Here is a 26466-nt window from a genome sequence, read left to right on the forward strand (position 1 = left end):
CTACTGGGGCTACTGGGGCTACTGGGGCTACTGGGGCTACTGGGGCTACTGGGGCTACTGGGGCTACTGGGGCTACTGGGGCTACTGGGGCTACTGGTGTTACTGGTTTCACTGGTGTTACCGGCTCTACCGGACCAGCATTTACAGAAGGTTTCTCAGCATTTGCTAATGCTTTAACAGTAAGTGCTTCTACCACAATTACTAACTGGAGTGTTGCAGCTCCATATTTCACAACGCCAGCATTCAATCCAACGACCGGAATTTTCACTGTTCCAACGACTGGAAGATATGCTTTTGAAGCTACAATCAACTACTCAACTACTGCAGCGATTACCATAAGCTTAGGTGCCGGTATCAATCCATCATTTGCTATTCGCCAAAACACTACCACAGATTTAATAAGTGGTTTATTCCCTGTATTAAATATAGCTGTAACCCTGTTAACCTTACGTGCTGTCCTTGGTAATGGGACAGTAACATTAGCTGGGGAAGCCGATTTAAATGCAGGTGATGTTATTGATTTATTCTACAATGCTAACGGTTTAACGTTAGGACTTACTCTTGGAGGAGCTAACTCCGGCGGTATTGTATGGTCATGTCACCGAATTTCATAGCATTAAGATCTTTACTGGGAAAGTAGAAACTTACTTTCCCAGTTTTTAATTTGAGTTATCTAACTTGTGCAATTTGTACTTTGTCCTATCAAATTTCAAAATAAAAAAGTAGTACAAACATTGATCTTCAAGTTTGTACTACTTACTGATAACCATTTATCCTTAAAAATTGCCAAACATTTCCTTTAATGTTTCGTCAGCAATATTTTTACCTTGCTCAACGCACTCAGGTATTGATATTCCTTCGAAGGAACTCCCGGAGAGCTTAACAGTCGGAAAATGCTCACGTAATTCTTGTTTTACTCGCTCTACCTTCGTTTCATGTCCTACCGTATACTGTGGCATAGCATTTTTCCAGCGGGAAACTACAGTCATTAACGGTTCTCCATTTACACCAATTGTTTTCATTAAATCCTGCAATACAGTCTTTTCAATTTCTGTATCAGATAACGCTACAATTGCCTCGTCACCGACTCGGCCAATATAACTGCGTAACAGCACATAATTATCTGGTGTTGTGCCTGGCCATTTGCGGTTAATCCAAGTACAAGAAGTTATTGAAAAATCACTATTTCGGGAGACAAAAAATGATAACGCATCTAGATCACCTAACTGATCTTTTTTAAATGCCATTGTCACAGTAGCAATAGTTGCTGCCTTCATCGTACTCAATTCATTTAATAGCTGGTGTTTACTGAACATTTTTCTTGCTACATTAAATGGTGTAGCAATAATAACAGCATCTGCTTTTAATTGTGTAAAATTGTTTAACACAACTTGGACTGTACCATCCTTACCATGTTCAATTTCCTCAACTTTAACACCCTTCATAACTGTCCCTGGAAGTAGTGATTCTTCAAGTTTTTCGATAAGTGACTCAAGACCATTATTAAATGTTTGAAAAATCCCCTTATCTTTCGTATTGAGCTTGTTACTTAAAAAATTCGCACCAGACTTTTTCATACCAATCAGTAGACTACGATATTTTTGCTCTAATCCATAGAGCTGTGGGAATGTTGAGCGCATGCTTAACTGCTCAATATCACCAGCAAATGTTCCTGCAAGTAATGGCTCTACTAGATTTTCTACAATTTCAGCACCGAATCTTCTTCTAAAAAATTGCCCTAATGGTTGGTCATCGTTCTGTGCAGACCGAGGGATGAAAAAATCCCCCGCCGCACGAACTTTCCCGCTAAGTGAAAACAAACCTGATGTAATAAATGACGAGACATGTGGTGTTGCTCCAGACAAAAGACTGCTCGGGATTGGATACAATTGACTACCAACGGCAACATAAGTCGGTCCTGTATTGCTTGTAATCATTTCCTGTTCAATGCCTAAATCCTTTGCCAAAGCATATACATAGTTCTCACGATCAAAAAAAGATTCTGGACCGCGCTCGATAATAAAGCCATCTTTTCTCAGTGTTTGTATTTTTCCGCCAAGACGTAATGACGACTCGACAAGTACGATATCTAACGGCAATTCTTTTGCGCTTGCTTCTTTTTGCAAATAGAACGCAGCTGTGAGGCCAGTAATGCCACCGCCTACAACAACTACCTTTCGTCTTTTTTGAGTCACCAACATCATCACTTTCTTTTCGCTTAGCTTAATTTTTTATGAATGGCATCAACCATTGCATCAATAAATAACGGGTGTGTATTTGGCATTGCTGGACGATAATATTTCGCGCCAAGTTCATCACAAACAACTTTACATTCATAATCGTTGTCATATAAAACTTCTAAATGTTCTGTTACAAAGCCAACTGGTGTATATACGAATGAACGGAAGCCCTTTTGCTCGTAAAGTTCACGCGTTAAGTCCTGAACATCTGGACCGATCCATGGCTCAGGTGTTTGACCTGCTGACTGCCAGCCAACTTCTACATTGTTTACACCTGTCGCTTCTTTAATTAATCGAGCTGTCTCAATTAATTGATCTTCATATGGATCGCCTAGCTCTTTAATTTTCTCTGGAAGTGAATGTGCAGACACGATTAAACATGCTTTTTCACGTTCTCCTTCAGACATTGCATTAAATGTTTCATTCACTTTCATTTTCCAATACTCAATGAACTTCGGCTCATCATACCAAGATTCTACAGAAGTAATTGTTAATCGATCTCCAGCCGCTTCTGTTGCACGACCATTATATGATTTAATAGAGAACGTTGAGAAGTGAGGAGCTAATACGATAGAAACCGCTTCTTTAATACCTTCCGCTACCATTCCTTCTACAGCATCTTCAATGAATGGGTGGATATGCTTTAATCCGATAAATAATTTATATTCCACGTTATCTTGTACTTCATTTAAACGTGCACATAAAGCTTCAGCCTGCGCTTTAGTAGCAGCAGCAAGTGGCGATAAACCACCGATTGCTTCATAACGACTGCGTAAATCTTCTAAATGCTCTTCTGTTGGTTTGCGACCGTGGCGAATATGCGTATAGTAAGGTTCGATGTCTTCTTCTTTATAGGGTGTTCCGTATGCCATAACTAATAAGCCTTTAACTTCTTTCATTACCTTTTCACCTCTAAATAATAGTTAAATATATCTTTAATTATAGTATGTGACAAAAAGAAGCTGTCCAATTCATTAGGTTGGACAGCACCCTTTCTACGATGAAATCGAGATGTCATTCATAGAAAAGAAAATATTCTTGTTCATATCTATATTAAGAACGTGCTTGGATTTGTTGAGCACTATACTCATGAATAAGAGCTGTTAAACGTTTTAACACTTCTGGGTCAACCTCTGGGAAGACACCATGACCTAAGTTAAAAATATGTCCTGGCATTTCTAAACCTTGATCGATAATATCTTTCGTGCGTTTTTCAATAATTGACCAGTCAGCAAGTAATAGTGATGGATCTAAATTGCCTTGTACTGGTTTAGTTATACCGTTTGCACGCGCTTCTTTAATTGGTAAACGCCAATCTAAGCCAACTACATCAATCGGTAAATCATTCCATTCTTTCGCTAAATGACTTGCACCGACGCCAAACTGAATAAGTGGCACATTTTCTTTTTTCAGCTCAGCAAAAATACGTGTCATAATCGGTTTAATGAAAACACGATAGTCTTCAACATTTAAAGCACCTACCCAAGAGTCAAATATTTGGATAGCTTTTGCTCCCGCTTCGACTTGGGCAGAAACATCAGAAATAATCATGTCAGCTAATTTGTCCATTAATGCAAACCAAGCTTGAGGCTCTGATACCATAAATGACTTTGTTTTATTATAATTTCTTGAAGGACCACCTTCAATCATATAGCTTGCAAGGGTGAATGGCGCACCTGCAAAGCAGATTAAAGGTACATTTAGTTGTTCCTCTGTTAACATTTTTATCGTCTCTAAAACGTATGGTGTATGTTCTTTCGCATTAAATTCGCCTAATTTTTCTATATCAGCGACTGAGCGAATAGGATTTGAAATTACAGGACCTACGCCTGCTTTGATTTTCACATCTACCCCAATACCAGGGAGTGGAGTTACTATATCTTTGTATAAAATTGCCGCATCAACATTGTAATTTTCTACTGGTAATCGCGTTACATATGCACAAAGCTCAGGTTGAAGTGTAATTTCCTCTAAAGAATACTTTTCTTTAATCGCACGATATTCTGGCTGAGAGCGTCCTGCTTGTCGCATATACCATACTGGTGTATGCTCAGTTCTTTCTCCTCGTGCAGCACGTAGAAGAGTATCATTAAAAGTTGTCATGAATAGTTCCTTCCCCTCAATAAAATTCATATCGTAAAATTCTCTTGTTTATTCCGTTATTATTGATATCCGTTTTCAATAGTAAACGCTTCCTCTGTTATTGTATAGTTTTCATAGTGAAATGTCATAAAATTGTTCTTTCTAAGACATTTCTTTTTTGACAAAGCTTTAGACTTCCACTTAAATGGAGATAATCACGCTATATTACGAAAATTCATAAGGAGGTCAATTTTATGTATATTTATTTAACTTCTGGTACAGGTGATTTTTTAGAACAGCTTAAGAATAAATATCCAAACGAGGCAATGATTTTAATACATGGAGAAGGGAACTCCGTGCTTATACACGAAACTGAAAGAAAATCAGTCTTTGCCACACCTCGTAAGTTTGAAGTGCTAGATTCAGTAAATGATTTAGAAGAACGCGGCTTCTTTGTATTCAACAATATTCCCGTTACAGATGAGGGTCGACCAGTTTTTGAACATCGCTTTTTAAATCGAGCAGGCGCTATAGAAGATGAGCCAGGCTTTGTAGCATTTCGACTACTTCGTCCATTAAATAGTGAAACATACATTGTCATGACACAATGGAACGGCCCTCATTCGTTTGAAGCATGGAAAAGCTCAAAGGCCTTTGCATCCGCACACGCTGAACGAAAAGAACCAACAGGTGTGAATCAACAAAATATTTTCTCAGCAGCTTCATATGTCACAACCTATAGCGCTGCTCCAAAGGAAGAAAATGAAGATTAGTTAGGGCGTGCAGGGATTCACTGCTTTCCACGGGTATCTCCCGGGTGCGAGGGTATTCGCTTCCCTTCCGCGAGTATTTCACTCAGATTCGCGAGTATTCTGCTCGAGTGCGCGAGTATCCACCAGGTGCGGGGTACTCGATGTTCTTCCGCGGGTTTTCTACTCGGTTTCGCGGGTATTCACTGCTCTTCCGCGAGTATTTCACTCAGATTCGCGAGTATTCGCTTCCCTTCCGCGAGTATCCACCAGGTGCAGGGTACTCGATGTTCTTCCGCGGGTATTCTCCGGGGGCGCGGGTATTCACTGCTCTTCCGCGAGTATTTCACTCAGATTCGCGAGTATTCGCTTCCCTTCCGCGAGTATTCTCCCCGGATTCGCGAGTATTCGCTTCTCTTCCGCGAGTATCCACCAGGTGCGGGGTACTCGATGTTCTTCCGCGGGTTTTCTACTCGGTTTCGCGGGTATTCACTGCTCTTCCGCGAGTATCCACCAGGTGCGCGGGTATTCACTGCTCTTCCGCGAGTATTCTGCTCGGGGGCGCGGGTTTTCTCCTTGGATTCGCGAGTGTTCGCTGCCCTTCCGCGGGTATTCTCCCCGGATTCGCGGGTATCCACCGACCTTCCGGGGGCATTCTCCAGAACGCGGGGAATGCATTACTCTTGCCAAGAATATTCTTTTATGAGAAGTGCTGAACCGCTGTTTATCCAGTTTGTGAAACTATTATGTTACTAATAAAAATCTAGGATAATCTGTTTAAGGGGGTTTTACTGTGAACCAACGTTTACTTGAAAAGATTGATGCCCATTTTGATGAAATGGTGGCGATTCGTCGTCATCTACATATGCATCCGGAGCTGAGCTTCCAGGAGCAAGAAACCGCTAATTATATTATTCGATTTTATAAAAATCTAGGCGTACCGGTTGAAGCTAATGTCAGTGGCTACGGTTTAATCGCACGGATTAAAGGAAGCAAGACTGGCAAAACGATTGCCTTACGAGCAGACTTTGATGCACTGCCTATACAAGATGAAAAAGACGTACCATACAAATCAACTGTGTCTGGCGTTATGCATGCTTGCGGGCACGATGGTCACACAGCTACTTTGTTAATTGTCGGTAAGCTATTGTGGGAAATGCGCGATGAATTAGCAGGAGAATATGTACTGATTCATCAGCATGCTGAAGAGGCTGATCCAGGAGGAGCGATTGGGATGGTACAGGCTGGAGCTTTGGATGGCGTTGATGCTATTTTTGGTACACATCTATCTTCTAACCATCCAACAGGCATGATTGGCTACCGCGTCGGTCCAACGATGGCTGCTGTTGATAGTTTTGAAATGAAAATTCAAGGTCAAGGCGGTCACGGCGCTCATCCGGATCAAACAAAGGATGCAATCGTTATTGGCTCTCAGCTTGTTATGAATTTACAACAACTTGTCGCACGTCGAGTTGACCCAATCGAATCGGCTGTTTTATCAGTTGGTTCATTCGTAGCATCTAATGCTGACAATATTATTGCCGATACAGCCTATTTAAATGGTACAATTCGAACATTTGATAAGAATGTTCGTGAAACGATGGAGCGTGAGTTTAAACGGGTTATCCAAGGTACAGAAATTGCGCATGATTGTACAATTGAACTGAATTATCGTCGTGGCTACCCCGCAGTTGTAAATCATGAGAAAGAAACACTATTTGTGCGTGACATCGCACAGGATATTTGCGATGTTATGGAAGTTAAAGCAAGTATGGGGGCTGAAGATTTCGCTTACTACTTAGAAGAAAAACCAGGTACTTTCTTCTTTACTGGAGCCAGACCAGCTGAATATGCACCACATCATCATCCAAAATTCGATATAGATGAAAAAGGTATGCTCATTGCTGCAAAGGTATTATTAACAGCAGCACTAGACTACCAATTAGTAGAATAGAAAATAAAGCTCATTTCTCCAATTCTTTTATCGGAGAAATGAGCTTTTGATTTCATTATCAAGATTTTGAGACCTTAGCAGTCAATTCACTTACAATCAGTATGATAATAAAAGTTACATAAAACATTGGCTGTGTGATACCACATAGACCAACTATAATAGCTTGAGTGATCATCGCAAGACGTACAATTTGATTGACTGCTACCTTGCGTGCTTCATCAGGTAAAGGATAAAGCATGTCCATGCGGAACTCACCACTTGATAATAATGCCGACTTTAATTGTATAGTTGTAGCAAAGCTTAATGCACCTGCAACAATCCATGAAACGACTGGTATATCTACAAAGGCTGCAATAACAGCTGAAATCACTGTTAAACGGAACCATAAATAAAAATGATCATCTGTTCGGATGAATGTACGGTACACCAAGTATTTTTGAGTATTATCCTTGTTGTATGGAACAAATTTGTAAAGCCAGTCAAGCCAACCTCGACGACGGATGCTACCACGTAGATGTGGAACGTCTGTGAAATAATTAGCAAAACGATAGAAGCTCATCATGCGGTTTTGTTCAAGCTTTACGAAATGCTCGTATGGGACAGGTTCACCTGTGCATTTTTTTCTAAATATTACAATATACACACACCCAATTGCAGCAGCAACAATCGCTAAAATAAGCTGCATATGAAGCCCCATGTACACAGCAACACTAAAGATAACAGCTCGAATTAGCCTGTCCACCCATATCATTTGACCCCGTTCACTATAACGAAAGCTAAATTCGCCCTGAACGCTCAAATACTTCAATATAATAATAAGTAGGAACACTGACCAAATTTCAAATGTAGTTAATTCAGTAACAGCCTTTAGTAAAGGGATACTAACGATATAAACAATTGCCACAACCCACACCTGTGACCAAAACGTCCACGCTAACGCCTTTTTGAAATACTGCGACATTTTTGATTCTAAAGGTAATAAATACACTTGGTCTGGCTCTCTCAAAAGTGAAGTTGGACGACTAAATGCTAGTAAAATCCCTACAAATACTGCGATTAATACCTCTGCTGGAAAATCAGACTGTACAACTTTCAGCCATTCACTATATTGATAACCCCCTGCTCCGATAAGAAATACTAGTACAATCGCTAAATGCCCTGTAAAAATAAACCGCATATATTTTTGCACTTCACCTATATAGTGCATGAAGCGAGAGGACCATACATCACGCAAGTTCTTCATGGTCGCGCTCCTTTGTCATTGCAATATATAAATCATCCAATGTCGCATGTGGCATCGCAAATGCGTTGCGTAAATCCTCCATTGTTCCTTGTGCTCGCACACGTCCTTCATGCAATAAAATGATGCGGTCACAATGCTTTTCAGCGGTCGATAAAATATGCGTGGACATTAATATAGAAGCGCCCTCTTTTTTCTTTTCATCCATCTGATCAAGCAATGATTGAATCCCAAGTGGATCGAGCCCCACAAAAGGCTCATCAATAATGTAAAGACTTGGATTGACTAAAAAGGCACACATAATCATAACCTTTTGACGCATACCCTTTGAGAAATGCGAAGGGAACCAATTAAGTCGCTTTTCCATTCGAAATTCTTTTAATAATATTTCTGAACGAGCTGCGAGTGTTGCTTCATCTAGACCGTAAGCCATTGCGGTCAATTCTAAATGTTCACGTAATGTTAGCTCATCGTATAATACAGGTGTTTCAGGAATATAGGAAAATGCTGTACGATACTTGTCCGTATTTTCCTTTAACGTCACACCATTCAAACGAATGTCGCCTTCTTTCGGAAGCATTGTTCCGATGATATGCTTAATCGTTGTACTTTTCCCAGCGCCGTTCAAGCCTATTAAGCCAACAAGCTCTCCTTTTTCAATCGCAAATGATAAATCTTTAATAACAGGCTTTCTTGTATAACCACCTGTCACATGTTGTACTTCTAATACCGTCATGCCCTCACTCCTCTTCTAGTTTATATTTTATCAAAAATTAGCAAATGATACAGTTATGAGTATGATAGAATGTACTTACATATAAAATAAGGAGGAATTTTCAAATGAGCGATTGCCTATTTTGCAAAATCATTGATGGATCTATTCCAAGCACAAAAATTTATGAAGACGAGCATGTCTATGCATTTACTGACATTTCGCCCGTTGCAAAAGGTCATACACTATTAATTCCAAAACATCACTGTAAGGATCTATTCGAAATGCCTGAGGATGTAGCTCGTAATTTATATGCAGTAGCACCGAAAATTGCAAATGCTATTAAAGCTGCTTTTAATCCAATCGGACTTAATACAATTAATAATAATGGTGCTGCAGCTGGACAAACTGTTTTCCACTATCACTTACATTTTATTCCGCGTTACGATGAAAAAGAAGGCTTGGGCTTAATTTGGCAAACACAAAAATATACACCAGAGCAATTAACTGAAGTTGCTGAAAGCATTAAAGCTAACATTGAGACACTTTAATTGTCAGAATTGTGTGTTGCAATTTTTAAATTTATAGCGTACAATCACAAATAAGTTTCGCTAACGGTCATGAGGACACGTTAGGAGACAAAAAAGATTAGCATAGTCGAGGAGAGATTAGAAATGAATACAAAGAATTTAGTATTAATGGCCCTTTTAGTTGGTGTTGGTGCTACCCTTTACGTGGTCACACCAGGTATGGTAAATGGCATGAAACCTGATTTCATGCTAACAATGATGTTTATTGGCATTTTATTGTTCCCTACTTTTAAAGAAACGTTCTTACTTTCTTTAGCAACAGGAGTACTTTCAGGATTGTTTACAACATTTCCAGCTGGCCTTGTTCCAAATATTATCGATAAAGCAGTAACAGGCTTTGTCTTTTTAGCTGTCTTAATGGTGCTAAAAAAATTGGCAAGCAATTTCGCAGTATCTGCTGGTTTAGTTGGTTTAGGAACAATTTTATCTGGAACGGTCTTTTTAGCAGTCGCACTTTTTGTTTTCAATGCAAATGTTGGTGCAACATTCGCTGTTCTATTTGTAGGCGTTGTATTACCTGCTGTAGTATTTAATGTTATTGCTTTTGCAATTATTTATCCTATAGTTGCAAAATTAGTGAAGCGTTCTAAATTCCAAACAGCTATTTCAATTTAATAAAAATGCATGTTCATCTACAAAGGAAACTAAACAGTGATTCAAAATCACTCGTTTAGTTTCTTTTTTCTTTTTGTATTTGTACATTTCATGGTTTAATAGTAGGTAACACATGATCATTAAAGAAATGAGGTATTCAAAATGAAAGCAAAACCATTTTTATTTGGACTGGCAGCTGGGATTGTCGGCGGTACAATCGCTGTATTTTTTTCAACTCCTCAATCAGGACAACAATTACGTGCTAATTTGCGAGCAAATGCTGCAAGTACAAAGGACAAGCTTTTAGATGTAAAACAGCAAGCAGGCACAGTTAAACAATCCGTTAATTCACTCACAAATGAAATGAAAAATAATATACCACTAATAATAAATGATTTAAAACAAACTATTACTACATTTACTGAAGAAATCGAGCCGTCAAAAAATAACTTACAACAAGAAATAGAAGCATTACAGAATTCAATAAGCGAAATCGAGAAAAACGTTGCACAATTTACAGAAAAAAAGAAAAAACCGCAAGAAAAAGTTAGCGACTAAAGTCCTTGCACATTGATAAATGAACTGCATTTTTATCAATTTCAATCTATATAATGTTATTTTTCAACCACTTTTCAATTTTTTAATTTTTCTAACTTTAAACTTTTTTCCTTTATTGCTATAATATTTTTAAAATGTTAAAGAAAGCAGTAGGTGATGGCTTTGTCAGAGGAATTATACACTCAAAAAGAAGCGATGCTTTATAGTCAAAGAATTGCGCAATTATCAAAAGCCTTATGGAAAGCAGTGGAAAAAGATTGGCAGCAATGGATTAAACCCTACGATTTAAATATTAACGAACATCATATTTTATGGATTTCGTATCATTTAAAAGGGGCTTCAATTTCCGATGTGGCAAAATTCGGGGTTATGCACGTTTCTACAGCATTTAATTTTTCTAAAAAATTAGAAGAACGTGGATTCCTTAAGTTTTCAAAGCGGGATGACGATAAGCGTAATACGTATGTTGAGTTAACAGAAACAGGTACAGAACTTATTGTTGAAATGAATAGTAATTATCATAATACGTATCATTCTGTGCTAGAAGGCTCATTAGCTTTAAAAGACCTATACGGTCGCTTCCCAGAATTTTTAGACGTTATGGCTGTTATTCGCAATATATACGGTGAGGACTTCATCGACATTTTTGAGCGTTCCTTCCAACACTTCCGTGAGTCCTTTGATAAGGTAGAAGAACGTCCAACTGTAAAAGGATGAAAGTGAAAATAATAGGCTTTTAGGGTCGGTTGTTCGTAATCTGAGCTTAATGGCCTTAAAGCCTATAAAACATGCTAAAAGAGGTACTTCAGAAATTTTTCTGAGATACCTCCTTTTTCTTGCATTCTAGCAAAAATCAATTTACATTAGATAGGACCATTCATACTACGGAGTTGATAATCATGCATTGTTGGAAAATATTAAACCTTGAACATCATTACGGAAAAACGCGTATTATGATCATGGCTATATTTTCTTTTTTAACTGTATTCTCTCTTTCCTATGTAACATTTAATTTATTTAATGATGAGCACTATACAGATCGTTTGTTTTGGCTATTTGTAATTGCTGTATTTGCAATCTATCCAATCCACAAATGCTTACACTTTCTAGCATTGTATGATTTACGTCAACATTTAAAATTGCGTGTGCGTACCCAATTTTATGTTATTCCTGTGCTACACATGCGTATCCGTGAACCTTTATCGAAAAATCGTTATATTTTAGCTTTACTCACACCATTTATTGTTTTAAATACAAGCATTATATTAGGTACACTGCTATTCCCTGCGTATACACATTACGGCACTTTACTTTTAGCTTACCATTGTAGTCTATGTGTAATTGATATTCTATATGTGAAATATTTATTGAATTCACCTAAAGACTCCCAGATTGAGGAGACGCCTAAGGGCTATGAAATTTTAGTGCCACCTACTATTCACTAAATTGCTTGTACTTGTGTTTTATTGACGTTTTTTGTTATGCTATTAATACTGAAAGAGGGGAGGAATAGACTTGCTGTTAATGATTGTAGTTCTATTCTCGGTGTTCTATTTATTTCAAATAAACCGCATGACTTATGCGCTGTGCATGCGACGTGAAATTCCCGAAGAAAAACAACCAAAAGTATTCCGAACTATAAATATACTTATAACAATATTACTTGTCTCATTTTATATTGAAGTTTTATATGCAGTATAGTAGATCAATTATGCCTCGGCATAATTCCGTGACATCCGCCGGAGGCTTTAACTTATTTCAGCGGATGTTTGGACACCTTTTGAAAGTTACTTAAATCCGCATTCATCTCGCCACCAATAGAGGTGGAAGATTTTTGTAGCTGGCGCTTCGCTTTCGCTACAAAAGTCATCTGCTGAAAGAAGTTAATAAGAAAAAGGCATCCACTTCTTTTTGGACACCTAATGTGATCACTTGGTCTGACCATATATTTGTTACGTGACCTCAAAACTGCGGTGTGGATGCCTTACATTGTAAAAAAAGCTAAGGACGTTAAACCCTTAGCTTTTCGTCATTTTTATTAATTAATATAGGAACGCTGCACCAACGATAATTAATAAAATAAACAACACAACTAATAAAGCAAAGCCTGAGCCGTAGCCACCGCCACCATATCCTCCGCTGCTCATAACTTCACCCCCTTTCTTTTCTATATCCTATGCGCTTGAAAGTTTGAAATATAGGCTATACTCAAGGGGGAACCATTTTGTTTTTAAAACGTTTATGTTATAGTAAAAAATGGACGAAACCATTGTAAGGAGAGAATATCCACTATGAAAAAGACAGTTTTATCTTTAACATTAGCTGCTTCGGTATTAGCGCTTGGTGCTTGTAGCGGAGGAGACAACAAAACGATTGCAACTTCAAAAGTAGGAGACATTACAGTTGCTGACTTTAACAAAACATCAAAAAATTTAGCAGGTTCTCAAATACTTTCACAAATGTTGACTGAAAAAGTATTAGCTGATAAATATAAAGTATCAGATAAAGAAGTCAAAGAGGCATATGACGCAACTGCTTCACAATTTGGTGATGACTTTGCCCAAGCACTTTCTGAGAACGGCCTAACTGAAGAAGGCTATAAAGATGCTTTACGTGTTCAACTTCTTTCTGAAAAGGCTTTAAAAGATAAAGCTTTTAAAGAAGCAGATATCAAAAAACATTATGAGCAAATGAAAACTGAGTTAAATGGTCGTCATATTTTAGTAGCAGATGAGAAAACAGCTCAAGAAGTCATTGCCAAAATTAAAGGTGGCGCTAAATTTGCTGATGTAGCAAAAGAATACTCAACTGATACTGGCTCTGCTCCAAAAGGCGGAGAGCTTGGTTGGTTCTCTGTTGGCGCAATGGTAGATGAATTTAATGATGCTGCTTATGCCCTTCCTGAAAACACTTTAAGTGAACCAGTTAAAACAAGCTTTGGTTACCACGTTATTGAAATTACGGACAAGCGTGATGTAAAAGGTGTTGGCTCATTCAAAGATGAAGAAGAAAACATCCGTTCACAGATGCTACAAAAATTAGGGCAGACAGGTGAGGACCAACAAGTTCTTAAAGATATCATTGCAAAAATGGCAAAAGATGCTGATATTAAAACATCTGATAAAGAATTAGAACCTGTTATCAAGTCCCTTACAACAACAAGTGAAGAGCAAGCTAAAGCTCAAGAAGAAGCAGCTAAAAAAGCTCAAGAAAACGCTGAAAAAGAAAGTAATAAAGATACTGACAAAAAATAATCTAAATTTGTTGTTATTTTACTATATGAAAAAGGGTTACGCTTATACAGGCGTAACCCTTTTTATACAAAAAGTATCTTGAAAACACTTATAAAAGACAAATGAAGAGGATTTATTTTGAATAAAGTTTAATCAAAATGAATCCTCTTTCCTTTTAAATGCTATTTCATTTTTTCACAAAGGCGCTATCATATGACTTTGCTTTTAGCCTTCTTCCTTTACTAAGAGGCTCATCTGTGACGCTTTCGCTCGGTCCTGAATCCAATCAACTTATAGACAGAGCATCCCCTCTGAAGCCTCAGATCTACATTTATTTAATAGACGGCTTATAAAACGATCGATTATCAAGCGGAAATAGTCGCTCAGTAAACTCACCTGGCGCTGTTTTACCTAATGCTCGTGCTAGCATGTTCATCTTTGCATCAATATTATCAATATAATGCAAGATTTCCGCTTCTTGAATCATCGGTTTTTTCGGGCTGCCCCATTCTTCTTTACCGTGGTGAGAAAGCACCATATGTTGCAATAGCATGACTTCCTCTCCCTCGATCTCTAGTTCACTAGCAATCTTGGCAATTTCATTGACCATAATCGTAATATGACCAAGTAAATTCCCTTCTACAGTATACATTGTTGCAACTGGCCCTGATAGCTCAACAACCTTACCGATATCATGCAGAATAATCCCTGCATATAACAGATCTCGATTTAATGTAGGATATAAATCAGCAATTGCTTTTCCTAGTCTTAACATTGACACCATATGATCCAAAAGACCAGATGCATAATCATGGTGATTTTTCGTTGCAGCTGGATATACTAAAATAGCATCTTGATGTTTTTTAATAGCTGCACGTGTAATTCGAGAAATATTTGGATTTTTAATATCAAAGAAAAATTGCGTCAATTCTTCATATAATTCTTCTTTTGGAGTTGCTGAGGAAGGAACTAAATCATTAATAGCAATTCCCTCCTCCGGTTTTGCTACACGGATTGATTTTATACGCAATTGGTTTTTGCCACGGTAGTCATGAATTTCTCCACCTACACGGACAATTGCCTCAGCGTGATACATTTTTTCATGATCATCATTTGTATCCCATAGCTTTGCCTCAATATCTCCACTTTTATCTTGTAATAACAGTGACATAAATGGCTTTCCAACTGTGGTAACTCCTTTTGTCGCCTGTTTAATTAATAAAAATTGATCAACTGATTCTCCAACCTGGAGCGTCGTAATACCCTTCATTTTGACGCCACTCCCCTTTCATTTGCTAGTGCTCCTACATTAACTATTTGGTCTTTCTGCCAATGTTCGAGCATCCCGTCATGGCAAGTAAAATATAAAATTTGACGTTCATACCCTACTTCTTTCATTAATTGTACCATTTTGTCTGTACGGTTTCGATCAAAATGGACAAAAGGGTCGTCCATAATAAATGGAAATGGAGCAGAAGTTGTCAGTGTTTTTGCTAGTGCCATGCGCAACGAAATATAAGCTTGCTCCTTCGTTGCCTGTGATAATTCTGCCATTTGATAACGTAATCCAGAAACATCCTGTGTAACAAAATAGCCTTCATCATTAATTAAAAGCTTCTCGTAACGTCCACCTGTTAATAAATTAAATATCGCATTAACCTCTGTCAAAACATATGGTAGTTTTTCTTCTCTTAGGCGGAACAATGTTTCATGAATCGCAGTAGCCAATGCCTTTTTTGTAGCCCATTGCCCTATTAGCTGTTGCAGCACTGATTTCTCCTCTTCAAACTGTTGAAGCAATTGACCATATTTCTCGTCATTTAGAAGATTCTCCTTCTGGATTTGTAGTGTCGCGCGTTGTTCTAAGCAATGATCTATAGCTAGCTGCATTGCGCCACGCTCTTCTTCTAAAGTAAGTAGTTTTTCTTTAAGCTGTTCCTCGTCCATTAATGACTGTTCGTTGCCTACATTCAGCGAGGCTAGCTGACTCTGAATGGCTTGAAGTTCTGTTGTTATTTTTTGTTGTTGCTCAAATTGTTCATGAGTTTCGTAATAAGCCTTCTCTGATTGAACATTCGCAGCATTATATAACTGAGTAATTTCAGACTCATAGCTGTCTATATGTGATTGAACTCCTTGAATTTTGGTCTGAAGGTTAGTTAACTGCTCTTTTGCTTGTTGAGATATCTGTTGCTCCTGCTGTAAAGTAAGGAATGTATTACGTAAATGCATAAAGAGTTCTTGCTCACTATACTCTGCATGTAAGACTCGCTGTACTTGATCTAGAAGCTCAATTTTCTCCGCTTGTACCGTTTGTAGGAGTGTAAATGTACTCTTCTTTTTTGCTGCCAACTCTTGAGCACCACGAATGCGTATAAACAGCTCGGGTAATAATGTTTTCGGTATATTCCCCTCTAAGTGATAGCGCCCTAAAAAATGTTGAAGCGACTGAGTAGCCTCTTCACTCACCTGCTCAGCCCGCTGAATTTTATATTCAAGTTTCACAAATTGATGTTCTTTTTCTTGCTGTTGCTCATTTACATGTAACAAGCGATCTTCAAGTTTTTGTTTTTTCAGCAGGATGGCTTGAGCAACATTTTCCTCCTGCTCTAACTCACGTATTTGCTGACTTTGTTGTTTACTCGGCGCTTCATGTGTTTGTCTAGCAAATTTCAAATATAAAATAATGATCAGCGACATAACCGCTCCTACAACGATGACAGCCATATTTTTTTCCATAACACCATAAATAAACGAAAGTATACTTATGGCTAACACAATAAATATAAAAACATTTGGTTGTTGTTGTTTCGAGCGCTGCGACCTTCCATAGCGCAATTGTTCAAGCTTTCGCTTTCGTTGAGGCCACTGTGCTAAAATATGTTCTTCCTCTGTAGATAATGACTCCTGTTGAAGCTGTTGTTTTAGTTGAGCAATTGTATCTAATTCTGCATGTAGTTGCTCCAACGAACGCAAATGAAATTTCAGTTCTTCTTCTGCTTCTTCTAATAGGCTTAATTGTTGTTGAAACTGTTCTTCTTGCTGTAATGACACTGTTTCCACAAGTAGAATATCCTGCGCTGTTTTTTCCTGAACACCTAACAAACGAAACTGCGCTTCTATTTCTTGCTCGATTAAAAACAGCTCATCCATTAAGTTCTGTTCCTTAACGACTAACTGATTCCATGTTGCTTCCCTATTTAAAAGCCGAGACATTTCAGTAATAGTTTGCTCGTCCACCGTTAATTGTAGCTTTTTTTGTAGTTCCTGATACTGCTCCTTCAGCTGCTGCATTTGTAGTGTTTCATGCATAAGCCGATCCTTTAATTGCTCATAACGTCGGATCCCTTCTGGTGGAAACTGCACATGTTCATAGCTTTTTTGCGTCTGTTCGAAAGCTTTTTGCTGTTTTAACAGCGGCATAGCCTGCTGCAGAATTGTAAGCTGTTGCCAATTTCGTTGCTGTGTTTTTTGCTGATTATATAACCCTTCTAGCCTTTGATCGAGCTGTTGTAATTGTAATAATTTATCCTCAAAGGTCTGAATATTACCTTGCTCTTGTTTAATTGTGCGTTCTAGCTTTTTTACATGCTCCAATTTTTGATTAATGAGTGGCACTTTGCCTGTTTTTTTAAAAAGCTCACCAGATTCTTTGTCCATTTTCTTTTCTAGAGACGATAGCTGTTGAAACCCTGTTGTCCCAGAGGCAAGCAACAAATGTGTAAGCTCTTCCTCTGACATTTTTTCAATGCCCTGTAGTTCATGTAATGAAAAGGAGAAAATGGACTCAAAGGAAGCTTTTGAATAACCATATAATAGTTTTGCTAAAAGTTCCTCATGCCCAATTGTTCCGTCTTCTAGATAAACTGTGACATCTCCAGCGGCCTTTCCTTTAATGCGTTCTATCGTGCATTGCCCATACGTTGGATGCCCAATTGTAAGCTGACCACCGAATTTAGTCGATATTTTCGGCTCATATTTACGTTGTGTCTGCTGTCTCGTGGGAAATCCGAAAAGCATTTGTAAAATAAACTGTTGAATGGTTGTTTTACCCGCTTCATTCATACCATAAAAAATGGTAACACCTTCATGTAAAGTAATGGTGATGTTTTCATGCTTACCAAAACCATAAATTTGGATTTTTTGTATCGTTAGCATGTTATTCACACCCTTTGAATTTCTTCTGCTAATAATTCTTGCGCGTTGTGCATTAAATTTTTAATGTCCTGTTCTGTTAAAGGCTCGATCAGTCTTGCACCACCAGCATGTTGGTATAGTTCCTTTAAAATATCCTTCCATTCAGAAATATCCCATTGCTCCATTAGATTCATAACCGATTCAGTCGCAGCAGTATGCTCATACAATACTGATGATTGATGTAGCACAAGCTTTTGTACCCAGCACATCGGTTCAATCCCATCCTCAGCTTCTCGAATTGTTTCTAGCCATGCATCAACTGTAGCATGTTCAAATAAAGATTGTGATTGTTCATCTATATTTTTCAAATGCAGTTCAACAACAGATGCCCCATACTCTTGACGATTAAGCATCAGTGCTTCCTCACATTTTTTTAGGAGTTCATTTGCATGAAACACATTCGTACAATCCATCTCTACCGTGTTATAAACAACAGCAGATGTCGGTACAAATTCCAAATCAGTAGAGGTTTGTGACAAGGTTACGTCATAGAAGCCCTTTATCCCCTGCTCTTTCCGATGTCGGCTTTGAATATTGCCTGGATAAACAATCGGTGGATTTTGATGTAAAAGTTGTCGTTTATGAATATGCCCTAAAGCCCAGTAATGATAGTTTTTTTCAAGAAGTTGATCTTTTGTGAACGGTGCATAAACAGCATGTGTGGTATCACTAGCTTCACTACCATGAAGCATACCAATATGAATAGCATGCTCGTCCTGTGCAATAGGATAACTATCAATCATTGATTTCGTTATATGACGGTCACTATAGCTGAAGCCATAAATATTAACTTGCTGACCACGTATTTTTAATTGTACAACACTTGTTTCAGCTGGTAATTCATAAACGTTGCTCGGTAAAGCAAAGCGGGTCCAAGCACCATTTAAGTGATCGTGATTACCATAGCTTAAAATGACCGGGATATTATGCTGAAAGAGTTTCTCCATAGCTTCTTGAAATCGTCTTTGTGCCTGCAGGCTACGATTTTCACCATCATATATATCACCGACAATCAGTAAAAAATCAGGTTTCTCCTGAATAGCTTTTTGAATAATTTTATCAAAAGCTTCAAAAGTACTTGTTCGAATCTTTTTGAAATTTTGCTCTGGTAAACCAAATAAGCCCTTAAATGGACTATCTAAATGTAAATCCGCCATATGGAAAAAACGAATTGCTGACATCCAATCACCTCAAGTAATAAATAATCTATACCTTGTCGTCATTCTTTCATCACTCGCAGTGCAGTAATTAATTCAGTACATCGGAATTGCTACTTCAATAATTTACTAACTGCTATTTGTCTCATTTCTATAATGAGACATTCGTGAATCACGCCGAAACCGAATATTTGTTCTATTTTATCATACTTCCCGCTAGTTGAGAAATGTATTCAAAGAATGTTCATTATTAGTATTGCCTCAAATTTTCCACAACTTTCATAATTTATCGAAATTTTCGCTAGTTTTACCGTGAAGTTTATAAATCTTCTATGTATAATAGATATATATTTAAGTAAAGGGTGGGGTTTGTATGGAGAATTATCGTTTTACAGCTTTTGAAAAAACTGGGGAAACGTTGTTTGATGAAACATGGACTTTCGAAAACGATGAGACTGCAAAAATCAGCGGTCTACAGCAGATCGAAGAAAAAGGTGTTGCCAACAAAACTCATCGCCTTGTTAACTCTTCGGGTAAATTAATCTTATTTCATGTCTAAAAATGGCTAGTAAAAGGCACGTAGTACACCTTACTACGTGCCTTTTAGGCCTACATGATGTTGGTCACTCAGTCGTTGCCACAGGACGTGGCGTTCTTAGGCTGAGCTCCTCTATATCAACGGGTGTTTGGACACCCAATGAAAGAGGTTACATTTATTTTCCTACAAAGGCAGGTGCTCTTTTCTCTACAAACGCATGGATTCCCTCTAAATGATCGGCCGTTTTATGCATCGCTGCTTGCCCCGCTGCTTCCATCGATAAAATACTCTCTAATTGCGGTAAATTTTGAGCATGGAGAATTTTTTTAGTCGTAATCATCGAGGCAATTGGAGAAGCAAGCATTTTTCCAACTAGTTGGTCAGTAATCGCAAAAACAGTTCCATCTGGTGCAACGTAGTCAATTAACCCTTCATCATGCGCTTCCGATGCAGTTAATACCTTACCTTCCCAAATCATTTGTTTAGCTTTGACAGTACCCACACGTTCCTTCATAAAGAAATGACCGCCACCATCAGGGATGAGTCCTATACCTATGAAATTCATAGCGAGCTTACTATTTTCACATGCCACAACGATGTCAGCCCCTAACGCTAGACTAAAGCCTAATCCAGCTGACGCTCCATGAACTGCCGCAATGACGATCATTGGTAGCTGATAATATGCCTTGACAATACGTGTTAAATAAACCATTGCATCATTTATTTCAAGTGGCTTATTTGAATCTAGCATCGCTTTAATATCGCCACCTGCAGAAAATACTTTTCCTTCCCCGCGAATAACGAGAACTTGTATTTCTTGCTCTTGATGTAGTGCTTCAAAGCATTCTGCTAGTTCACGCATCATCACAACATCCATGGCGTTCATGGCATGTGGTCGATTTAATGTTAATGTTGCGCGGCGATCTAATTTTTCTAATGTAATTGTTGAAAATTCCATCCCAACACCCCCAAATATGAATAGTCATTCACTATAACTATTCGTGTTTTTTTAGAAAACTCCTTCTCTCCTACGCAAAATAGCACTTGCTATGCTATATTTAAGGACGAATATTGATTTAAAGGTGGTTAATAATTGTGACACAGAAAGACTATCGTGTATTACTTTATTATAAATATATAGCTATTGAAGACCCTGTAGCATTCGCAGAGGAACATTTAGCAGTTTGTAAAGAAATCGGGCTTCTTGGTCGTATTTTAGTTGGATATGAGGGCATTAATGGAACGGTTTCAGGTACAGTCGAGCAAACTGATGCTTACATGAATCATATGAAGGCAGACCCTCGTTTTAGCGATATTATGTGGAAAATTGATGAAGTCGAAGGGCATGCCTTTAAAAAAATGCATGTGCGCCCTCGTAAAGAGGTTGTACACCTTGGTTTGAACGATGATATCAATCCTTTAGAAATAACAGGTGATTATTTATCTCCAAAGGAATTTATGGAACGTATGCAGGAGGATAATACGGTAGTTATTGATGCTCGTAATGATTATGAATATGACCTCGGACATTTCCGTGGTGCGGTGCGTCCAGATATTGAAAACTTCCGTGATCTACCAGCTTGGATGGAGGCTCATAAAGAAGATTTTGCTGATAAGAAAATTTTAACTTACTGTACAGGTGGTATTCGCTGTGAAAAATTCTCTGGCTGGTTAAAACGTGAAGGCTATGGAGAAAGTGTTGGTCAGTTACATGGTGGAATTGCCACGTATGCCAAAGACCCTGAAGTAAAAGGTCAACTATGGGATGGACAAATGTTTGTCTTTGATCGACGTCGTAGTGTACCGATTAATCAGGTGGAACATGTGATTGTCGGCAAGGATTTTTTCACTGGTGAACCGACAGAACGTTATACAAACTGCGCAAACCCTGAATGCCATAAATTAATGCTTTGCGAGGAAAAGCATGAGGCTTTCTATATGCGTAGCTGTTCAGACGAATGCCGCCGCGCAGAACGCAACTTCTTTGTTGAAGAGAATGGTTGGACAAAAGAGCAGATTGAGGAACAAATCGCGAAAATCGCTGAAGTTCAAAATCCTTCTTTATAAGTAAAAGGAGCATCATCCATTTGTGGTGATGCTCTTTCATATCCCAAAATATTTTAATATTTTACACTGGATCATCATCGAAAATTGGAGATAGCATTTTTAAACATAGTTGATTGGAGTGGAGGCTGGGCGACTCCTTGGGGATCAGCGATTTAGAGGAACGAAGGCTAAAACCATCACGTCCTGTGATAACGCCTTCGTGACCAACATCCTGTTGGCCCGAGACCCTGGAGCGAGCAACGCGAGTGAAGCGGCTCATCGGACGCCCCCAGGAAGCTCTGCTCTGCGCGAAAGCGAAGCGTCAGCGGCAAATGTTTTATCTGTGCGAAAGCGAAGCGACAGCAACAAAGCACCCAGCCGGAACGGAAATCAACCCCACGTTCGATGAAAGAAGTACTCTTTTTCGCCTGAGTAATCGTACATTTAAGCGAGCATTTCCCTCTCTCTAGAGCTTGCTAAATCTCACTTAAATTTGTCTTCATTCCTCTCTAGCCAAGTAACGCCCTACCTGTCTGCCACTAAATAAACAACCACCAACAAATGTCCCTTCTAAAGCACGGTAACCGTGTACACCGCCACCGCCAAAACCACTAACTTCCCCAGCTGCAAATAAACCCGGTATAGGCTGACTATCTACCCCTAACACTGCACCATTCAAATTTGTCTGTAAGCCTCCTAATGTTTTACGTGTTAAAATATTTAAACGTACCGCAATAAGTGGCCAATTGTGGGGATCTAATATTTTATGGGGCTTCGCAACGCGCACAAATTTATCACCAACATAGTTTCTTGCGCCATGAATGGCATTAACCTGTAAGTCCTTTGTAAATTTATTGTCCATTTCACGATCCCTTGCTAAAATTTGCTCTTTTATTTTGATAAAATCAAGAAGATCATTGCCAGCCAACCTGTTCATCCCTTCAACTAACTCTTTTAAATCATTAGCAATCACAAAATCCTCACCATGATTTTTAAATGCCTGAATTGGACCCGGTGCTCCTGGCAAAACACGTTTCAGAACATCACTAATACTTTTATTTGTTAAATCAGGGTTTTGTTCAGAGCCTGATAATGCAAATTCTTTTTCAATAATTTTTTCAGTTAAAATAAACCACGAATAATCATAACCTGTTTTTTGAATTGCCTCTAATGTGCTTAACGTATCGAAACCCGGAAAATTTGGTGCTCCAAATCGATTGCCTTCTGCATCAAACCATAATGATGAAGGGCCAGGCAAAATTCGAATGCCATGATTTGGCCAAATAGGGTCCCAATTTTTCAAGCCTTCTGTATAATGCCACATGCGATCTCGATTAACGATACGTCCCCCCGCATGCTCAGTAATTTCTAACATTCTGCCATCTACATAAGCAGGGACACCACTGACCATATTTTTTGGTGGTGTACCAAGTCGAGCAGGCCAATTTTTTCTGATTAAATCAAAATTTGCCCCTATCCCACCGCTCGCCACAATAACCGCTCCCGCTTCATAAGAAAATTCGCCAATCCCTAGCCTAGAGCTTTTTTCACCGCGAATTGCATAGCTTTCAGCCAACACAGTTCCACTAATCCCTGTAATCCTGCCATCTTGTTGAATAAACTCATCTACACGATGTCTTGGTTTAAAATCTATATATCCATCCTTTATGGCCTTTTTCACTTTTTCAGCAAAAGGCTTTACAATGCCTGGTCCAGTTCCCCAAACAATATGAAATCTAGGAACTGAATTTCCGTGGCCGCCTGCTAATGATCCACCACGTTCTGCCCAACCGACGACAGGGAAAAACTTAATACCTATAGACTTTAACCAACTATATTTTTCACCAGCTGCAAAATCTACATAAGCCTTGGCCCATTTATACGCCCACGAATCTTCATCCTCCAAGCGATCAAAGCCAGCCGTTCCTTGCCAATCTTGCCATGCAAGTTCTTTACTATCCTTAATACCAAGCCTTCTTTGCTCTGGTGAATTTACTAAAAATATACCGCCAAAGGACCAGAATGCCTGTCCTCCCATTGAATTTTCAGGTTCTTGATCTACTAAAACAATTTTTTTCTTTGCATCCGCTAACTCACAGGCAGCTACTAATCCTGCCAGTCCTGCACCGACAATTGCTACATCATACATCATTCTATACCCCCTAAAAATCAATCTTTCATTACTTACATTCTTCTCTAAAGGATCGTTTACCTTCTACACATTATAAATTTGACGAAATTGTGACAAGAAAAAAATGTTCGCTTTCTTCCACTAAACCAAGAAAGTTTCCATTCACGTAGTCCATTTAACCCCAATATATTTCCGTATAATTTTCGACCTCAAATATTTGTTAAACGCCCATGTAATCTGACTTAGCATCTATCGGTAGCGCTTTCATTGTCCTTTCCAAAAAGACGAACGATATTCGAATGAAAATAGCATAAAGTTCGTTTTTAGTTACTTTCCAGACTTTTAAAGTCAAGTTTTTTAATCTTTTTCAGAAATATTGTTGACAAAGGTGAACAATAAGGATTATGATGTTAACAAATTTAATCACACGAAAATATAACGACGGAGACATGCTAGTCGCAAGAAAATCCAAAGAGAGCTGATGGTTGGTGTAAATCAGCGATTTCTACGATAATAGTTCCACTCCTGAATAGATAAGCCGAACATCTCCAAAGTAAGCTTATCCGTCACATGCACGTTACGCATATAGCTAAGACTGCTAGAAATCTTTCAAGCAGTGATTAAGGGTGGTACCGCGAACCAAATTTATTCAGCCTTTCGCCCCTTACAACACAATCTTTGTGTTTGTAAGGCGCGGAAGGCTTTTTTATTGTTTTTTATTCTAGAAAGGAGATTGTTTGCATGCTGTAAGATATTTAGTTTTACAAATTTCAGACTGTTTCGTATATAAAGAACACTAAAAAATTTTTATTAAAAGGAGCTAATTACAAATGACTACTGCAACTAAAACAATTAACGTATTTATCGCTGACCCACTAAGTGAAGATGGTATTTTCCCACTACGACAAGAACAAGATTTAGACTTAAATATCATTGTTGATACTGGTCTTGCACCAGAAGAATTAATCGCAAAAATTGCGGATGTAGATGTTTTACTAGTACGTTCTCAAACAACGGTAACACGTGAAGTAATTGAAGCAGCTAAAAACTTAAAACTTATCGGTCGTGCTGGAGTAGGTGTAGACAACATTGATCTAACTGCTGCAACTGAACATGGCATTATCGTCGTGAATGCACCAGACGGTAACACGAACTCTGCTGCTGAGCACACTATTGCCATGATGACTTCACTTGCTCGTCACATCCCACAAGCATTCAATACACTTAAAAACGGTAAATGGGATCGTAAATCTTATGTTGGGGTTGAGCTTAAAAATAAAACGCTAGGTGTTGTAGGCTTCGGTCGTATCGGTGTTGAAGTTGCTTATCGTGCAAAAGGTCAACGCATGAACGTTATGGCATACGATCCATTCCTAACAGATGAACGCGCTAAAGAGTTAGGGGTAACAAAATCAACAGTTGAAGAAATTTGTGCAGCTGCAGATTTCATTACAGTACACACACCACTTCTTCCTGAAACACGCAACCTTATTAACAAAGAAAAATTCGCTATGATGAAAGACGGCGTGCGAATCATCAACTGTGCACGTGGCGGTATTATCAATGAGGATGATTTATACGATGCAATCGTAGAAGGTAAAGTAGCAGGTGCTGCTCTTGACGTATTCGTATCTGAGCCAGCAACAGATCACAAGCTACTTACTTTACCACAAGTAATCGCAACACCTCACTTAGGTGCATCTACAATTGAAGCACAAGAGTCTGTAGCTGTGGACGTTTCAAACGACATCATTAAATTCTATAAAACAGGTACTGTAACTAACCCAGTAAACATGCCATCTATTCCAAAAGAGTTACTTGCACAAGTCGAGCCTTTCTTTGAATTAGCTGAAAAACTAGGTTCATTCTTATCTCAACTTACAACTGAGCCTGTAAAAGAAATCAACTTATCTTATGCTGGTGAAGTAGCAAATTATGATGTACGTCCATTAACGTCAAACGCTTTAAAAGGCTTATTAGCTAAAAACCACGGTAATCATGTGAATGACGTAAATGCTCGCTACTTATCTGAACGTATCGGTATGAAAATTAATGAGCATAAAACTACAACTGCTAAAGGCTTCACTAGCTTAATTACAATTGAAATTAAAACAGTGAACGAAACACACACAGTTGCTGGTACATTATTAAATGGTTTAGGTGCACGTATTGTTAAAGTTGAAGACTATGTTGTTGACGTTATTCCACAAGGTCACCTTCTTTACATTAAAAATACTGACAAACCAGGTGCGATCGGCCGTGTAGCAACAAAGCTAGCAGAAAAAGATGTGAACATCGCAACAATGCAAGTTGGTCGTGCACAAGTTGGCGGTACAGCTGTCATGATGCTAACAATTGACAATACTGTAACAGAAGAAGATCTAACATTCGTTGCAAAGCTTGAAAATATTGATGAAGTAAAAGCGATTAACCTATAATATTGAT

General features: G+C 38.5%; 22 protein-coding genes, 1 pseudogene and 1 other annotated feature. Of the genes and pseudogenes, 12 read left to right on the forward strand and 11 right to left on the reverse strand.

Annotated elements, in window-relative coordinates:
- Nucleotides 1-614, forward strand: a pseudogene (locus ACMZ42_RS09830) (collagen-like protein); the annotation flags it as partial.
- 162 nt (nucleotides 615-776) lie between these two features.
- Here ACMZ42_RS09830 and hemY read toward each other — a convergent pair.
- The 3 genes from hemY to hemE form a co-directional block, all read right to left on the reverse strand.
- A complete protein-coding gene (gene hemY / locus ACMZ42_RS09835) occupies nucleotides 777-2204 on the reverse strand; it encodes a protoporphyrinogen oxidase (RefSeq protein ID WP_415731365.1) in 1428 nt (475 codons plus the stop codon).
- 14 nt (nucleotides 2205-2218) lie between these two features.
- Nucleotides 2219-3139, reverse strand: a complete 921-nt coding sequence (gene hemH / locus ACMZ42_RS09840) for a ferrochelatase (protein WP_370080890.1) — start codon at nucleotides 3137-3139, stop codon at nucleotides 2219-2221.
- A gap of 154 nt (nucleotides 3140-3293) precedes the next feature.
- Complete coding sequence (hemE, locus tag ACMZ42_RS09845) at nucleotides 3294-4343, reverse strand: uroporphyrinogen decarboxylase (protein WP_402870961.1); 1050 nt, start codon at nucleotides 4341-4343, stop codon at nucleotides 3294-3296.
- Between the two features lie 233 nt (nucleotides 4344-4576).
- On the opposite strand from hemE, the gene ACMZ42_RS09850 reads away from it, so the two are divergent.
- A complete protein-coding gene (locus ACMZ42_RS09850; RefSeq protein ID WP_370080894.1) occupies nucleotides 4577-5095 on the forward strand; it encodes an antibiotic biosynthesis monooxygenase family protein in 519 nt (172 codons plus the stop codon).
- A 769-nt stretch (nucleotides 5096-5864) separates the two neighbouring features.
- The gene (locus ACMZ42_RS09855) at nucleotides 5865-7025 is read left to right on the forward strand and encodes an amidohydrolase (protein WP_415731338.1); all 1161 of its coding nucleotides are present in this window, start codon (nucleotides 5865-5867) and stop codon (nucleotides 7023-7025) included.
- Nucleotides 7026-7083: 58 nt separating this feature from the next.
- Here the strand turns inward: ACMZ42_RS09855 and ACMZ42_RS09860 are convergent, their stop codons facing one another.
- Together ACMZ42_RS09860 and ACMZ42_RS09865 are read right to left on the reverse strand one after the other, a co-directional pair.
- Nucleotides 7084-8268, reverse strand: a complete 1185-nt coding sequence (locus ACMZ42_RS09860) for an ABC transporter permease (protein WP_370080898.1) — start codon at nucleotides 8266-8268, stop codon at nucleotides 7084-7086.
- Complete coding sequence (locus ACMZ42_RS09865) at nucleotides 8252-9001, reverse strand: ABC transporter ATP-binding protein (RefSeq protein WP_370080899.1); 750 nt, start codon at nucleotides 8999-9001, stop codon at nucleotides 8252-8254. Before ACMZ42_RS09865 ends, ACMZ42_RS09860 begins: the two co-directional genes overlap by 17 nt.
- 104 nt (nucleotides 9002-9105) lie before the next feature.
- Here ACMZ42_RS09865 and ACMZ42_RS09870 point away from each other — a divergent pair, with 104 nt between their 5' ends.
- The 5 genes from ACMZ42_RS09870 (at nucleotide 9106) to ACMZ42_RS09890 (ending at nucleotide 12164) form a co-directional block, all read left to right on the forward strand.
- Nucleotides 9106-9528: an HIT family protein gene (locus ACMZ42_RS09870; RefSeq protein ID WP_415731339.1), complete on the forward strand. Its 423-nt coding sequence runs from the start codon at nucleotides 9106-9108 to the stop codon at nucleotides 9526-9528.
- 123 nt (nucleotides 9529-9651) lie between these two features.
- Nucleotides 9652-10182, forward strand: coding sequence for a tryptophan transporter (locus ACMZ42_RS09875; RefSeq protein ID WP_370080903.1), 531 nt, complete (start codon nucleotides 9652-9654; stop codon nucleotides 10180-10182).
- A gap of 141 nt (nucleotides 10183-10323) precedes the next feature.
- Entirely contained in the window at nucleotides 10324-10719 is a 396-nt protein-coding gene (locus ACMZ42_RS09880) for a YtxH domain-containing protein (RefSeq protein WP_370080905.1), read from the forward strand.
- Between the two features lie 156 nt (nucleotides 10720-10875).
- Nucleotides 10876-11436 carry an HTH-type transcriptional regulator Hpr gene (locus tag ACMZ42_RS09885; RefSeq protein ID WP_370081047.1) on the forward strand — a complete coding sequence of 187 codons (561 nt, stop codon included), beginning with the start codon at nucleotides 10876-10878 and terminating at the stop codon, nucleotides 11434-11436.
- Between the two features lie 182 nt (nucleotides 11437-11618).
- Complete coding sequence (locus ACMZ42_RS09890; RefSeq protein ID WP_415731340.1) at nucleotides 11619-12164, forward strand: DUF3267 domain-containing protein; 546 nt, start codon at nucleotides 11619-11621, stop codon at nucleotides 12162-12164.
- Nucleotides 12165-12761: 597 nt separating this feature from the next.
- On the opposite strand, the gene ACMZ42_RS09895 is transcribed toward ACMZ42_RS09890, so the two are convergent.
- Complete coding sequence (locus ACMZ42_RS09895; protein WP_082337661.1) at nucleotides 12762-12866, reverse strand: YjcZ family sporulation protein; 105 nt, start codon at nucleotides 12864-12866, stop codon at nucleotides 12762-12764.
- A 144-nt stretch (nucleotides 12867-13010) separates the two neighbouring features.
- Here ACMZ42_RS09895 and ACMZ42_RS09900 point away from each other — a divergent pair, with 144 nt between their 5' ends.
- A complete protein-coding gene (locus ACMZ42_RS09900) occupies nucleotides 13011-13973 on the forward strand; it encodes a peptidylprolyl isomerase (RefSeq protein WP_370080909.1) in 963 nt (320 codons plus the stop codon).
- 310 nt (nucleotides 13974-14283) lie between these two features.
- Here the strand turns inward: ACMZ42_RS09900 and yhaM are convergent, their stop codons facing one another.
- The 3 genes from yhaM to ACMZ42_RS09915 are packed head-to-tail and all read right to left on the reverse strand — an operon-like array spanning nucleotide 14284 to nucleotide 19330.
- Nucleotides 14284-15222 carry a 3'-5' exoribonuclease YhaM gene (yhaM, locus tag ACMZ42_RS09905; RefSeq protein ID WP_370080911.1) on the reverse strand — a complete coding sequence of 313 codons (939 nt, stop codon included), beginning with the start codon at nucleotides 15220-15222 and terminating at the stop codon, nucleotides 14284-14286.
- On the reverse strand, nucleotides 15219-18110 hold the full coding sequence (locus tag ACMZ42_RS09910) for an AAA family ATPase (protein WP_415731341.1): 2892 nt from the start codon (nucleotides 18108-18110) through the stop codon (nucleotides 15219-15221). Before ACMZ42_RS09910 ends, yhaM begins: the two co-directional genes overlap by 4 nt.
- Nucleotides 18111-18115: 5 nt before the next feature.
- Nucleotides 18116-19330: an exonuclease SbcCD subunit D gene (locus tag ACMZ42_RS09915; protein WP_402870945.1), complete on the reverse strand. Its 1215-nt coding sequence runs from the start codon at nucleotides 19328-19330 to the stop codon at nucleotides 18116-18118.
- Between the two features lie 349 nt (nucleotides 19331-19679).
- Between ACMZ42_RS09915 and ACMZ42_RS09920 the strand changes: the two genes are divergently transcribed.
- Complete coding sequence (locus ACMZ42_RS09920) at nucleotides 19680-19865, forward strand: YhzD family protein (protein ID WP_370080917.1); 186 nt, start codon at nucleotides 19680-19682, stop codon at nucleotides 19863-19865.
- Between the two features lie 154 nt (nucleotides 19866-20019).
- Here the strand turns inward: ACMZ42_RS09920 and ACMZ42_RS09925 are convergent, their stop codons facing one another.
- Nucleotides 20020-20802, reverse strand: a complete 783-nt coding sequence (locus tag ACMZ42_RS09925) for an enoyl-CoA hydratase (RefSeq protein ID WP_415731343.1) — start codon at nucleotides 20800-20802, stop codon at nucleotides 20020-20022.
- A 137-nt stretch (nucleotides 20803-20939) separates the two neighbouring features.
- Between ACMZ42_RS09925 and ACMZ42_RS09930 the strand changes: the two genes are divergently transcribed.
- Nucleotides 20940-21911, forward strand: a complete 972-nt coding sequence (locus ACMZ42_RS09930) for a rhodanese-related sulfurtransferase (protein WP_370080921.1) — start codon at nucleotides 20940-20942, stop codon at nucleotides 21909-21911.
- 478 nt (nucleotides 21912-22389) lie between these two features.
- Here ACMZ42_RS09930 and ACMZ42_RS09935 read toward each other — a convergent pair whose 3' ends face one another.
- Nucleotides 22390-24042: an FAD-binding dehydrogenase gene (locus ACMZ42_RS09935; protein WP_415731345.1), complete on the reverse strand. Its 1653-nt coding sequence runs from the start codon at nucleotides 24040-24042 to the stop codon at nucleotides 22390-22392.
- 408 nt (nucleotides 24043-24450) lie between these two features.
- Nucleotides 24451-24689, forward strand: a binding site (T-box leader).
- A 162-nt stretch (nucleotides 24690-24851) separates the two neighbouring features.
- On the opposite strand from ACMZ42_RS09935, the gene serA reads away from it, so the two are divergent.
- A complete protein-coding gene (gene serA, locus ACMZ42_RS09940; RefSeq protein ID WP_370080927.1) occupies nucleotides 24852-26459 on the forward strand; it encodes a phosphoglycerate dehydrogenase in 1608 nt (535 codons plus the stop codon).
- Nucleotides 26460-26466: the final 7 nt, after the last annotated feature.

The organism is Lysinibacillus sp. NPDC056185 (assembly GCF_047737915.1).
GTDB lineage: Bacteria > Bacillota > Bacilli > Bacillales_A > Planococcaceae > Lysinibacillus.

Coding starts and splice junctions, on each gene's coding strand:
- ACMZ42_RS09865 (WP_370080899.1), bottom strand. CDS start 9,001: ATGACGGTATTAGAAGTACAACATGTGACAGGTGGTTATACAAGAAAG.
- ACMZ42_RS09925 (WP_415731343.1), bottom strand. CDS start 20,802: ATGGAATTTTCAACAATTACATTAGAAAAATTAGATCGCCGCGCAACA.
- ACMZ42_RS09915 (WP_402870945.1), bottom strand. CDS start 19,330: ATGTCAGCAATTCGTTTTTTCCATATGGCGGATTTACATTTAGATAGT.
- ACMZ42_RS09890 (WP_415731340.1), top strand. CDS start 11,619: ATGCATTGTTGGAAAATATTAAACCTTGAACATCATTACGGAAAAACG.
- ACMZ42_RS09870 (WP_415731339.1), top strand. CDS start 9,106: ATGAGCGATTGCCTATTTTGCAAAATCATTGATGGATCTATTCCAAGC.
- ACMZ42_RS09895 (WP_082337661.1), bottom strand. CDS start 12,866: ATGAGCAGCGGAGGATATGGTGGCGGTGGCTACGGCTCAGGCTTTGCT.
- ACMZ42_RS09920 (WP_370080917.1), top strand. CDS start 19,680: ATGGAGAATTATCGTTTTACAGCTTTTGAAAAAACTGGGGAAACGTTG.
- ACMZ42_RS09880 (WP_370080905.1), top strand. CDS start 10,324: ATGAAAGCAAAACCATTTTTATTTGGACTGGCAGCTGGGATTGTCGGC.
- ACMZ42_RS09900 (WP_370080909.1), top strand. CDS start 13,011: ATGAAAAAGACAGTTTTATCTTTAACATTAGCTGCTTCGGTATTAGCG.
- hemE (WP_402870961.1), bottom strand. CDS start 4,343: ATGACAACTTTTAATGATACTCTTCTACGTGCTGCACGAGGAGAAAGA.
- hemH (WP_370080890.1), bottom strand. CDS start 3,139: ATGAAAGAAGTTAAAGGCTTATTAGTTATGGCATACGGAACACCCTAT.
- ACMZ42_RS09850 (WP_370080894.1), top strand. CDS start 4,577: ATGTATATTTATTTAACTTCTGGTACAGGTGATTTTTTAGAACAGCTT.
- yhaM (WP_370080911.1), bottom strand. CDS start 15,222: ATGAAGGGTATTACGACGCTCCAGGTTGGAGAATCAGTTGATCAATTT.
- ACMZ42_RS09935 (WP_415731345.1), bottom strand. CDS start 24,042: ATGATGTATGATGTAGCAATTGTCGGTGCAGGACTGGCAGGATTAGTA.
- ACMZ42_RS09860 (WP_370080898.1), bottom strand. CDS start 8,268: ATGAAGAACTTGCGTGATGTATGGTCCTCTCGCTTCATGCACTATATA.
- ACMZ42_RS09885 (WP_370081047.1), top strand. CDS start 10,876: ATGGCTTTGTCAGAGGAATTATACACTCAAAAAGAAGCGATGCTTTAT.
- serA (WP_370080927.1), top strand. CDS start 24,852: ATGACTACTGCAACTAAAACAATTAACGTATTTATCGCTGACCCACTA.
- ACMZ42_RS09910 (WP_415731341.1), bottom strand. CDS start 18,110: ATGCTAACGATACAAAAAATCCAAATTTATGGTTTTGGTAAGCATGAA.
- ACMZ42_RS09875 (WP_370080903.1), top strand. CDS start 9,652: ATGAATACAAAGAATTTAGTATTAATGGCCCTTTTAGTTGGTGTTGGT.
- hemY (WP_415731365.1), bottom strand. CDS start 2,204: ATGATGTTGGTGACTCAAAAAAGACGAAAGGTAGTTGTTGTAGGCGGT.